Source organism: Gilliamella sp. Gris3-2 (assembly GCF_001690345.1).
In the GTDB taxonomy this organism is placed as follows: Bacteria; Pseudomonadota; Gammaproteobacteria; order Enterobacterales; family Orbaceae; genus Gilliamella; species Gilliamella bombi.
The window spans coordinates 1-12,101 of sequence record NZ_LZHB01000031.1 but is presented as its reverse complement, the minus strand read 5'-3'; the positions used below and the strand labels follow the sequence as shown (position 1 = coordinate 12,101).

The window sequence follows — 12,101 nt, the reverse complement described above, 5'->3', positions numbered from 1 at the left end:
CCAAAACCGCCTTGACACAGGCACAATCAGCTTTAGTGATATCGAAAACAAAGCGGACTACCAAGTCAGTAGTAGCAGTGCAGGGGTAAGCTCTAGCGGCATGCCATCGATGCCAACCAGTCGCAATAAAAACGAAAGCGAACAATCGACGACGCATTCAGCGGTATCGGAAGGGACGATAATTATCCGCAATAAGGATGACCAAAAACAAGATATCAACGAATTAAGTCATGATACTGAACAGGCGAATAACGAGCTCAAACACATTTTTAACAAACAAAAAGAGCAAGACATCATCGACCAAACGCAGTTAGTGAGTGAAATTGGTGGTGAAACGTTAACGATGCTTAATCATATTGACCGGATAAGAGCTGAATCCAAGGCAAAAGAAGCGGTAGAAAAAGAACAAGAAAAAGCCGCAGACAAAGGCATCGTTTTAACCGACGAGCAGCAACAAAAAATCTACGAAGACGCCTACAAAGAATCGATGAACCAAGGCATGTCAGCGATGGGCAGTGACACCCGTCAAGGCATTGACATGGCGGTTAGTATCATCAACGGCTTAATCAGTGGCGACATGGCAGGGGCAGCCGCAGGGGCACTCGCGCCGAAGATAGCAACTATTATAAAACAGCATACGGAAGGTGATATAGTTGCCAATACCGTCAGCCATGCGATACTCGGTGCGGTGGTAGCCGAGCTGCAAGGCAACTCAGCTCTAGTGGGTGGCTTAGGTGCTGCAGCTAGTGAACGCGGTGCTGAAGTGATTGCGGGCATACTTTACCCTGATAAAGACATCAAAGACCTAAGCCAAGAAGAAAGACAACAAATCAGCGCCCTATCACAACTAGCAACAGGTCTTGCGATAGCCGCTAGCGGTGGTGATATCCAAGATGTGAATACTGGCGTTGCTGCGGGGAAAAATGCGGTTGAGAATAATTATTTTGGTCAAGCGATTGTAAATGCTGCTAAATCACAATGTGACGGAAATAAAGATTGTGAAGATAAACTCATCAAGGAAGGAATAGATAGTTATAATGAAACTATAATAGAATATGGTACACCACAGGTTATTGCGATCGGTGCAGTTATTGCTGCACCAATAGTAGAGCCAGCCATTGTTGCTTGTTCAGCCAATCCAGTATTATGCGCAAACCAAGTTGCAACATGGTTAATTGAAACTGTTGGATTTGAAGGTAACCCAGCGATGGGATTGGGAATGACAGCAAGTGTATACGTTAATTCTTTGAGTAAAGCGGAATTAAACGAACTTGCTGCTATAATGACATTAGAAAAAAATAAGTTAATAAAAAATTCATCCCCTTTAATAGATGAACTAAAGGTTACTCTTAGTGAAGACAGTGCCCATAAACTTGTTTACGATAAAGCTACTAATAGCATAATTAAGCAAGGTAAAGCTGGAAAGGGGACGACGGGGCAGATGATTCCGGATTTACCTAAAACAAGAGAGAAGCTCTATGAAGATCTAAAATCTAAAGGATTTACTAGTAATGGGCAATCACAGGGAGGCTACGAAACATGGAAAGGTCCAGATGGTGTCACTGTAACCATCAAGCCAACAGGTGAAGTTATTAGAACGCAAAGAGTATGGAAATCAGATAGATCAGGTAAATACTCTGAGCGACAAGATTACTTTGGTAATAGGCTTCCGGATCAATCACATTCAACTGGACATTTTGTGGAGTAAATTATGAAATTTGAAGATGTAAGTCTTGGAACTATAAATTTTAGTAATTTTGGGAGTGATCTTATTTTTGATATATGGAGTACTTATGATGGGCATTCTTTGGGAAAAATTCATTGCAAAAATGTGAAGGAATTTGAATGTAAAAATATGCTTGATGGTGAAGAGTTATTTGGTTCTTATATCGCACTCGTGAAAATAGAATCAAAAACTTTAATAATGGAGTCTGGAGAAGTGTGGATTAAGGTAATTAGCAATGAAATAACTTCCACTTTGTAGATTAATAATTTCCAGTTAACCAGTAGAAAGTTTGTTTTTAAGTTACAAGTATTGAATAGCAAGTACAATAAACCTATTTTATCCAACCTTAATAGTGAGTGTTGGGGGGGAGGATGGGGCGGGCTTCATACATTGTGGTACGTAACCCACGGTGTAAAATCGCTTGTTGGATTGTGGCGCCGGTGCTTTGTCTGTGGTTGATTTTGCTTGGAATGTATCTTAACCTGACAATCCTAACGTATATTATTGTATTCGTTATTAAAAAAAGTGACAGTTAATTCTGTCACTAAATTCTATAATTAATTTTTTAATTACTAATTTTGGCTTAGCATACACTTTAGCCATTATTATTTGTATGCGCCATTGTAGTAAATAAAACCTACTTGTTGCATTTCTTATTGTGTCATATATCCCTCTATTCAAAACATAAAAAATACATTAAGTCACTATTTTTACTTACAAAAAACCGGTTAGAAAAGGTGTTGATTTTATTTAATTTTTTGTTATTTTTTGTGCTAACCGTGGCAGTGATAGCCTCGGAAGCCGAGGACAAGAGCCAAACGGCACAATCAGCTTTAGTGATATCGAAAACAAAGCGGACTACCAAGTCAGTAGCAGCAGTGCAGGGGTAAGCTCTAGCGGCATGCCATCGATGCCAACCAGTCGCAATAAAAACGAAAGCGAGCATTCGACGACGCATTCAGCGGTATCGGAAGGGACGATAATTATCCGCAATAAGGATAACCAAAAACAAGATATCAACGAATTAAGTCATGATACTGAGCAGGCGAATAACGAGCTCAAACACATCTTTAACAAACAAAAAGAGCAAGACATCATCGACCAAACGCAGTTAGTGAGTGAAATTGGTGGTGAAACGTTAACGATGCTTAATCATATTGACCGGATAAAAGCCGAATCCAAGGCAAAAGAAGCGGTTGAAAAGAAAAAAGTAAAAACAAGGGACTAACAGAAGAAGAGCAACAAAAAATCTACGAAGACGCCTACAAAAAGGCGATGAACGAAGGCATGTCAGCGATGGGCAGTGACACCCGTCAAGGCATTGACATGGCGGTTAGTATCATCAACGGCTTAATCAGTGGTGACATGACAGGGGCAGCCGCAGGGGCACTTGCACCAAAAATAGCGACTATTATCAAACAACAGACCGAAGGAAACACCCTCGCCAACACCGTCAGCCATGCCATACTCGGTGCGGTGGTAGCCGAACTGCAAGGCAACTCTGCAAAAGTGGAATGGAGCAAAAAGGTTGGTTAAGCAATTGGAAAATTTATTTTGTTCATCGGAAAAGTATTTTATTAAAATGAATGCTGATGAGTAATAAGGTGTCTGTCAGATTAAGTTTGAACTACCGCAAATTAATAGCTTACAAAGTCCTGTTACAATATAGCTTAAATCGTAAGATATTTCTTTAGAATCAACACATACACCAGAATGTATCATACCAAACTTTATTAGTTTGAATCTTGCTTATAATGGCGTCCCCTACAGGATTCGAACCTGTGACCTACGGCTTAGAAGGCCGTTGCTCTATCCAGCTGAGCTAAGGAGACTTAGATAGGTTTCTTATTTAGATGTTGTGTATTATATAAAGCTATTTCGATACGTCAATGATTTTTAATGGTCTATTATATCGGATAGATAAAATATCATCAATTTGGTTTTTTATTAGAGTCGTTGATGTTTTGTTTTAATCATAAACTTTCTTTACATTTTTAACTGCTAGCAAATTATATAATAGACCTATGTAATTAAATGTCGAATATTGTTGTTAATAATATTCAGTTTTTTATACATTCTAGTAATTAATTTTGGCATAGTAATATCTCGTTATGATTTAGTTAAATGATGACTTATAATGCTTTTTTAGCAATCTTTTCCAGTAGACTGTTTTTATGACTCTCGAATTGTCCTTTAAGGTATCTTTTATCAACTGATAAGATAAAATAGAGCCTAAAAGATTATTAGAGAAATAATTTATCTAACCCTATGTTTTATTTTATAAAATACAATAGATGTTGCTATTACCGAACCAATTAATAATATACCACTTATTGCAAAATTGCTTTGCCAACCCAGATAATCAAATAACAATCCGCCTATCGTTGAACCTATTGCAATTGATGATTGAATTACTGCAACCATTAGTCCTCCACCAATTTCTGCGTCTTTGGGTAATGTTTGTGCTATCCATGCCCACCATCCAGTTGGTGCGGCCGTAGCAAACAATCCCCATAAACTGAATAAAGTAGCTACAGTCCAGATGTGACTACTAGTTAAAAATAAACCTATGATAATAACAGTCATTATTAAAGAAATCATCATTAGTGTTTGATAGAGTTTAGTTTTCAGAAAGGTTGCAATTACCATTGTTCCAATAAAACCAGCGACACCTATAGCAAGTAAAATTAAAGATAGATTAAAATTATCTACCTTAGCCACTGTTTCTAGAAAAGGGCGCACATAGGTGAATAAAGTAAACTGTCCCATGAAAAATAATCCACATGCCAGTAAGCCTATAGATAGAATTGGTTTTTTTAGCAGTTGAAGCATAGGCTTGTTAGGTTGATTTTCTTTATAGGTTTTCATAGTAGGCAGGCTAATGCATTGCCAAATAAATGCAAAAATAGCAAGGGGAATGATACAAATAAATGCTCCACGCCAGCCTATTGTTTCTCCTAAGTAGCTTCCCAGTGGTGCGGCTATAATTGTCGCAAGAGCATTACCGCCATTGAAAATAGCTAGAGCCTTAGGTACTTGATGGTGTGGCACCAAACGAATGGCCGTTGCTGCTGACATTGACCAGAATCCACCGATAGCAATACCAATCAGTGCTCTTCCCAGAATATAAACCAAGTAATAGGATGTGATAGCGATAACTAGCCCGGATAAAGCCATTAAAAACGTAAAAAATAGTAACAGTAGTTTTCGATCTAAGTTTCCTGTAAATTTATGAATGGTCAGACTAGTTAGTACTGCTAGTATACCTGATATAGCAATACCTTGACCTGCTTGTCCATCGGTAATTTGTAAATCTCTGGCAATAGGTGTCAGCAGGCTTACAGGTAAAAATTCTGAAGCAATTAATACAAAAACGCATAACGTCATAGAAAATATACCGCTCCAGTGTGTGTATGTTTTATTGTTTGGTATATTGAGATTTTTTTTAGACATTATAGCTCTATCCTCATACCTTTTTAACCGGCCGATTTGCATTAAGGGCAAATGTTGTTTCTGGATATAGTAGTAATAAAGTTAATAAAAACATAATATTAGAAATAACATTTTTGTCATTTATATAATGATAATAGCCATCAGTAAATACAGTTATTTTTGTTGGGATGGCTAATATATATACCTTATGATTTTAAGCAGGTCTTAAAGAACTGTTCAAATTTAGTAAATGGTATTTTTCCTGTGGTATTGTCATATAAATCGACATGATTTGCTTCAGAAACAATTACCAATTCTTTTTTCTTGCCACCGACCATTTTATAAGCATCCTCAGCAAAATAACGAGAATGAGCCTTTTCACCAGTAACAATTAATGTGGGAATAGTAATTTCATTTGCATAGCTTAGTAGCGGCATATTCATAAATGAAAGAGGCATTGTTGCATTCCACGCTCCAACCGAATTAATAGAACGAGGATGAAAACCACGAGGCATTCGGTAGTAATTATAAAACTCTTTCAACACTGGAGGCGGATTTTCTGGTAATGTTTCTGGCAAAATACGTTTAGAAGCACTGACTTTACCTTTCTCATCGATATAAATATCATGTCCACCTAATGTGGGAATACCTGTTTTAGCATCTTCCCAACGTTGTTCGTTCAGATATTGCAAAACAGAATGTCGATCAGCTGTTGAATAACGATCTTTTCCATCACCAACCCCATGACCCATTGCACGACTCATATCGTACATTACACTCGTTGCAACAGCCTTTACACGAGTATCCATTGCTGCATTGTTTAATGCCATACCGCCCCAGCCACAAATGCCGAGCAGTCCAATACGATTACGATCCACTTCTTTTTGTAGACCAAGAAAATCAACTGCAGCACTAAAATCCTCGGTATTGATATCGGGAGAAGCAACATTACGTGGGGAGCCACCACTTTCTCCGGTATAAGATGGATCAAAAGCCAACGTAATAAAACCTTGTTCGGCTAGTGTTTGAGCGTATAGCCCGCTCGCTTGTTCTTTTACTGCACCAAAAGGGCCGCTGATTGCGATTGCAGCTAATTTGCATTCATTTTGATTTTTGGGAATATAAAGATCGCCGACTAATATAATTCCATAACGGTTCTGAAAGGCGACTTTACGGTGATTAACTTTTTTACTTTTAGGAAAGGTCTTGTCCCATTTTTCGAACAGTGATAAAGGTAAAATTTGATTTATCTTATCAGTACTCATAGTTATAACCCCACTTATTAGTGTGAATAGTATAGTAGTAGGTGGAACAAATTTTGCTAAAAGCTCTTGTTAATCATTTCTTTTACTGATTTAGGTTATATTTAGATAACACAGCAGAAATTGTATTAGTAATTATTATAATTAATATTAATAGTATTGATTAGTGGGGAAAAAATGCTAAGATTAATACTAAATTGTTATAAATAAGAGTAAAAAAATACTTTGCTAACTAAGCGAGAAAACTACAATGATCTTTACCTGTTTATGATTGTTGTACAGGAAGGAAGCTTTACCGCTGCAGCAAAACGGCTTGGGCTTGCACAATCAGGGATAAGTCGTTCTATCCGTGAGCTTGAAAAGCGCCTTGGTTTACAGCTTTTGGTTCGCACAACGCGCAAATTATCTCTGACGCAGGCGGGTGGACAATTTTATCAAAAAGTACTGTCTGGATTTGATGCATTAAATGACGGACTAACCTCTCTAGCTTATTATCGTAATACTCCATCAGGTACTGTTCGCATCAATGCTAGCCAGCATGTTATAGATAAAGTGCTATTACCTAAGTTAGCGGTATTTCAACAACTTTATCCTGATATCCGATTGGAACTTATCAATGAAAGCAGGTTTGTTGATATTATTTCTGAGCGATTTGATGCCGGTGTGCGCCTAGGTCCAGAAATTAACGATGGCATGGTTGCTGTACGTATTTACCCAGATATGGAAATGGCAATTGTTGGCACTCCCGACCATTTTCGTCGCTATGGATTTCCACAAATACCAGCAGATTTAGTGGCACATCCTTGCATTGCATATCAGCTTGGTGACGGAAGTTTGTACTCGTGGGAGCTTTATCAAGATGGCGAAAAAATTACCCACCGACCTGAGGGAAAATGGGTTTTTGCTGATAGTTATTTGGAAGCTAAAGCTGCTCGCTTGGGATTGGGGTTAGCCTACGTACCAGAAGAATTGGTAGCGGATGATATAGAAAAAGGCGTTTTCATTAGAGTGCTACAGCGTTTTAGTCTTAAGCTCGAAGCATCGTATATCTATTACCCTAATAGAAATATATCTCCTGCGCTACGAGCTGTTATTGACGCATTGAAAATTTAAAGGGAGATTAAATTGTCTACATTTGATTATTTGCAATAGTCCTTATTTAATTTGATATTTGAGTTATTTTATAACGCAAAAGCGGATGTCAGAAGTGAATCAAACAACAAAAATCATTAAACCTAAATTAGGACTTTAAAAATAAAATTATTGCCACTAACTTCTTGTCTTAATTATTACTTTTTAATTGGAGCGGGAAACGAGGTTCGAACTCGCGACCCCGACCTTGGCAAGGTCGTGCTCTACCAACTGAGCTATTCCCGCATAGGTAAGAAGTGGTGCCCGGGGCGAGACTTGAACTCGCACGGCCAAAAAGGCCGAGGGATTTTAAATCCCTTGTGTCTACCGATTTCACCACCCGGGCTCAAAATTAATTACTAAAAAGTAATTCGTTTTGAATGCTGTGCATTTTACCGATCTTATGGTTTCAGTCAATAAAAATTTCAAATAAATCGTTTAATTGCTCAATGTTTGACTGATTAACAATTTAAATAGAAGTTATTGGTTGATTTTGAAGGGGATGAGTAATTTTGTTTACTAGAATTTATCAACAAAATTACTCGAATAAAAACATGCTTAGGTAGAAATATTAACTAAAAGTTATTATTCTTCTAATAAATCGCTATGTGCTATCCATAAATATTGCAACATTGATAATAGCGTTAATACTGTTGCAATAAACAATGCTGCAAGACCTGCGTAAATAACAATGTCACAAGGGCGCCAAAGTAGCCAAGTTAATGCTGTCATTTGTGCTATCGTTTTGATTTTCCCAATTGAAGAAACAGCTACATTGTTACGTTTACCAATTTCAGCCATCCATTCACGTAAAGCCGATATTATAATTTCTCGTGAAACAATAATAATTGCAGGGATTGAGATCCACCATGATTGATAATATTGTGTAATTAAAACAAGCGCTATTGTTACTATGATTTTGTCGGCGACTGGATCTAAAAATGCGCCAAACTTGGTTGTCTGTCCTAGGCGACGAGCTAGATAACCATCTAATACATCAGTCACGGCCGCAATTAAAAAAATCAATGCAGAGAAAAAACCAGACCATTCATGAGGGAACAAATAAAATGCCAGCACAAAAAAAGGAATTAAAATAACTCGAAATAGTGTTAAAAATGTTGGAAAATTAATTTTCATGTGACAAAAGCTCTTTTTTTATTTTATTAATCAATGCATTATAGATTAATAAAAAACAGTATTTTCTTAATGATTATGTTGCCTGAAATATGTTATTTTTTCAATGGGTTATTGTTGTAAATTTAGATAAATTTTTTCAGCTAATTGTTTTGATATACCTTGTACTTGCGCTATTTCATCAATACTGGCATTTTTTAACTCTCTTAATCCACCAAAATGTTTCAGTAGTGCTTGACGCCTTTTAGCGCCAATACCTTCAATATGTTCTAAGGCGCTGTCGGTTAATTGTTTTGTCCCTTTTTTACGTTGACCAACAATAGCATGATCATGTGATGCATTTCTTATTTGCTGAATGAGTAATAGTGCAGGGGAATGATCATCAAGATAATGTCCTGTACCATGAGCTTCAAAAAAGAGGGTTTCTAATCCTTCTTTACGATCAGCTCCTTTAGCAACACCAATTAGTATAGGATGATTTTTGTTCCAATTTACCTCTAATTGTTCAAATACCTTTAGAGCTTGATTAAGTTGCCCTTTACCACCGTCAATAAAAATAATATCAGGAACTTTTTCATCGGGTAGTTCTTTTTTACTGTAACGGCGCGTTAAGACTTGTTCCATTGCCGCATAATCATCGCCAGGTGTGATACCAGTAATATTATAACGACGGAATTCAGATTTAACAGGTCCTTTATCATCAAATACAACACAAGATGCAATCGTGTTTTTACCCATAAAGTGGCTGATATCAAAACATTCCATTCGGTTAATTTTATCGATTCCCAAAAAAGATTTTAATGCGTCATATCGTTGTTTTATTGTGGAATTTTCTAATAGCTTATTTTTAACTTCAGTTTGAGCGTTTACTGTTGCAATATTGAGTAATTTAAGATTATCTCCTTTAGGTTCATCAATGAGTTTAACTTGATGCTCTGCAATAAGTGACAGTGTCTCTTCCATTGGTTGTTTATCTGATAATGAAAAATTAAGTAAAATTTTTCTCGGAATATTTCTATTCTGGTTACCTTGTAGATAAAATTGTCCTAAAAAAGTTTCTATAACTTCTTCTAGTTCTGTATTTGATGGTACTTTAGGAAAGTATGATCGATGACCAAAAGTTTGCCCATTCCGAATAAACAGTACATAGATACAAGCTAATCCTAATTCATAATGGAATCCAATAACATCAAGATTATCATTATTATTGTATATTGCTTGTTTTTCATTAATGTGTTTTATTGCTTGAAGTTGATCACGCAAAACCGCTGCTTTTTCAAAGTTGAGTTCGCTACTAGCTTTTTGCATATCTTCAGTTATTTTTTGTATTATCTGATCTGATTGGCCAGATAAAAATAATCTAACATAGTTAACTTGTTCTAGGTAATCTTCATCACTGACTAATCCAGACACACAAGGCCCTAAGCAACGTTTAATCTGATATTGTAGGCAGGGGCGAGTTCGGTTGCGATAGGTTGAATTTAAACACTGTCTTATTGGAAATGTTTTTTGTAATAAAGCCAATATTTGCTTTACTGCATATCCACTTGGATAAGGGCCAAAAAATTCATCTTTTTTTCGATTGACCGCACCACGATAAAGAGACAATTGCGGATGTTGTTCTTTGCTTAACTTTATAAATGGGTAACTTTTGTCATCTTTTAACAGTACATTGTATCGTGGTTGATACTTTTTAATATAAGTCTGTTCAAGCAGTAAGGCTTCGGTTTCGGTATTGGTAATTGTAAATTCAATATGATGGATATGACTAATGAGCATATCCGTTTTTAGCGTTTTTTTACTATTATTAAAGTAACTTTTTAAACGATTATTAAGATCTTTAGCCTTTCCCACATAAATAATCGTCTGTTTATCATTAAACATTTGATAAATTCCCGGCTTATGTGGGACTGTTTTTAAAAAAGATGCTGAATCAAATTGGCTCATATTAGTTTTCAAATTTGAGGGCTTTTTTCTCTATAATCCTCATAATGGTGCTAAGTAAACCATTTATCAAGAGATATATTAACCCAGCAGCAATAAAAATAGTGAAATCATAATAATCCGCATTCAATTCATTGCTGTAGCCCATAACATCCATAACAGGAATCATTGACGCTAATGCTGTGCCTTTTACTACAAAGACAACTTCATTTGAATAAGTCGAAAGGGCTCTTTTTAATGCATAAGGCAAAACAACTTTTAAAGTTTGTTTTTTATTCATGCCAAGTGCTTCACAAGCTTGCCACTGTCCTTTAGGTAAGGCTTTTAATGAACCATAAAAAATTTGAGTTGTATAGGCGGCACTATTGAGTGTTAATGCTAAATAGGCACAAAACCAAGGCGAAGAAATAATGTTATAAAACGTCGGTATTTTGATTAAAATATCTCTAAATTGTGATGGCCCATAATAAATTAGTAAAAGTTGTACTAGTAAAGGTGTACCTGTAAATATAATGACATATGTGCGTATAACTTTATTTAATATAAAGTGATTTAATGACAATAGACATGAAAGACAAGCAGCAATCAATCCAGCAGATAAAATACCCAAAATACCTAAACTTAGTGTATCGGGTAAACCTTGGGCAATGATGTTAAGGTAATGAATAAAATTATCAGACATAATACGGCCTTACTAACTTTTCGCTGATGTAGGTTGTTCAAAATAGGTTGAGCGTTTTTCAATACGCGTTATAACCTTTTGACTTAAAATTGAGATAATTAGATAAATGATCATTGCAACAAAATACCATAAAAAAGGTTGGTTGGTTCGCGCGATGATAGTTTTGGTTTGCATCATTAAATCATCAATTGCAATTGCTGAAACTAATGCGGTGTCTTTTAACAAAATTAACCACTGATTACTTAATCCAGGCAAGGCATGACGCCACATTTGTGGCATTATAATGCGAAGAAACGTGCGTGATTTACTTAACCCAAGTACTTGAGCTGCTTGTTTTTGTCCGTTAGAAATTGCTTTAAATGCACCGCGTAACGTTTGAGAGGCATAAACAGCGTATAAAAGTGATAGTGCTGCAACACCGCATAAAAAAGGACTAATATTAAAATCTTGAATATCTAATTGTATCGTCAACGACAAATAATAAAGATCGATTGTGAAACCATCATTTAATAATATTAATAATAGTGGTAACCCGTTATAAATAGCTACCACAATTAATAATTCAGGTAACGCGCGAATTGTTAAGTTAAATAAGGACATTGCCCAGGCAACGGGTTTAAATGGAACAGATTCTAGTATTGAGAAAATTAAAGCGAAAACGATTCCGATAATTAACGATACAAAGGCCAATGATAATGTGATACCTGTTGCTTGTATAAGCGGCAAAATATACCCATCCATTAACGATGAGATCCATATCATTTTATTTGCAAAAAAATCAAACATAAAA

Annotated in this window: 11 protein-coding genes and 3 tRNA genes; 5 read left to right on the top strand and 9 right to left on the bottom strand. The window is 36.1% G+C overall.

Annotated elements, in window-relative coordinates; genetic code table 11:
- From A9G32_RS05580 to A9G32_RS05565, 4 genes are all read left to right on the top strand, one after another.
- A partial coding sequence (locus A9G32_RS05580) for a VENN motif pre-toxin domain-containing protein (RefSeq protein WP_176701319.1) occupies positions 1 to 1,708 on the top strand: 1,708 nt, incomplete at its 5' end.
- Between the two features lie 3 nt (positions 1,709 to 1,711).
- The gene (locus A9G32_RS05575) at positions 1,712 to 1,984 is read left to right on the top strand and encodes a hypothetical protein (RefSeq protein WP_065587066.1); all 273 of its coding nucleotides are present in this window, start codon (positions 1,712 to 1,714) and stop codon (positions 1,982 to 1,984) included.
- A gap of 643 nt (positions 1,985 to 2,627) precedes the next feature.
- Positions 2,628 to 2,954 (top strand): hypothetical protein, encoded by a 327-nt coding sequence (locus tag A9G32_RS05570; RefSeq protein ID WP_065640650.1) that lies wholly within the window; start codon positions 2,628 to 2,630, stop codon positions 2,952 to 2,954.
- 47 nt (positions 2,955 to 3,001) lie between these two features.
- A complete protein-coding gene (locus tag A9G32_RS05565; RefSeq protein WP_065640649.1) occupies positions 3,002 to 3,262 on the top strand; it encodes a hypothetical protein in 261 nt (86 codons plus the stop codon).
- A 219-nt stretch (positions 3,263 to 3,481) separates the two neighbouring features.
- Here A9G32_RS05565 and A9G32_RS05560 read toward each other — a convergent pair.
- The 3 genes from A9G32_RS05560 to A9G32_RS05550 all read right to left on the bottom strand — a co-directional run bounded on the left by A9G32_RS05560 (position 3,482) and on the right by A9G32_RS05550 (position 6,456).
- Positions 3,482 to 3,558, bottom strand: a tRNA-Arg gene (locus tag A9G32_RS05560).
- Positions 3,559 to 3,982: 424 nt separating this feature from the next.
- Complete coding sequence (locus tag A9G32_RS05555; RefSeq protein WP_065590895.1) at positions 3,983 to 5,179, bottom strand: MFS transporter; 1,197 nt, start codon at positions 5,177 to 5,179, stop codon at positions 3,983 to 3,985.
- Positions 5,180 to 5,364: 185 nt separating this feature from the next.
- Positions 5,365 to 6,456 carry an alpha/beta hydrolase gene (locus A9G32_RS05550; protein WP_081296764.1) on the bottom strand — a complete coding sequence of 364 codons (1,092 nt, stop codon included), beginning with the start codon at positions 6,454 to 6,456 and terminating at the stop codon, positions 5,365 to 5,367.
- A 189-nt stretch (positions 6,457 to 6,645) separates the two neighbouring features.
- Between A9G32_RS05550 and A9G32_RS05545 the strand changes: the two genes are divergently transcribed.
- Complete coding sequence (locus tag A9G32_RS05545; protein WP_081296763.1) at positions 6,646 to 7,533, top strand: LysR family transcriptional regulator; 888 nt, start codon at positions 6,646 to 6,648, stop codon at positions 7,531 to 7,533.
- Positions 7,534 to 7,721: 188 nt separating this feature from the next.
- On the opposite strand, the gene A9G32_RS05540 is transcribed toward A9G32_RS05545, so the two are convergent.
- The 6 genes from A9G32_RS05540 to artQ all read right to left on the bottom strand — a co-directional run bounded on the left by A9G32_RS05540 (position 7,722) and on the right by artQ (position 12,052).
- Positions 7,722 to 7,797 (bottom strand) — tRNA-Gly (locus tag A9G32_RS05540).
- A gap of 12 nt (positions 7,798 to 7,809) precedes the next feature.
- Positions 7,810 to 7,897, bottom strand: a tRNA-Leu gene (locus A9G32_RS05535).
- A gap of 239 nt (positions 7,898 to 8,136) precedes the next feature.
- Positions 8,137 to 8,688, bottom strand: coding sequence for a CDP-diacylglycerol--glycerol-3-phosphate 3-phosphatidyltransferase (gene pgsA / locus A9G32_RS05530; RefSeq protein ID WP_034913104.1), 552 nt, complete (start codon positions 8,686 to 8,688; stop codon positions 8,137 to 8,139).
- Between the two features lie 108 nt (positions 8,689 to 8,796).
- Positions 8,797 to 10,632, bottom strand: coding sequence for an excinuclease ABC subunit UvrC (uvrC, locus tag A9G32_RS05525; protein WP_065590983.1), 1,836 nt, complete (start codon positions 10,630 to 10,632; stop codon positions 8,797 to 8,799).
- 1 nt (position 10,633) lies between these two features.
- Positions 10,634 to 11,311, bottom strand: a complete 678-nt coding sequence (gene artM / locus A9G32_RS05520) for an arginine ABC transporter permease ArtM (RefSeq protein ID WP_034913109.1) — start codon at positions 11,309 to 11,311, stop codon at positions 10,634 to 10,636.
- A gap of 12 nt (positions 11,312 to 11,323) precedes the next feature.
- Positions 11,324 to 12,052 (bottom strand): arginine ABC transporter permease ArtQ, encoded by a 729-nt coding sequence (artQ, locus tag A9G32_RS05515; protein ID WP_065560289.1) that lies wholly within the window; start codon positions 12,050 to 12,052, stop codon positions 11,324 to 11,326.
- Positions 12,053 to 12,101 lie beyond the last annotated feature (49 nt).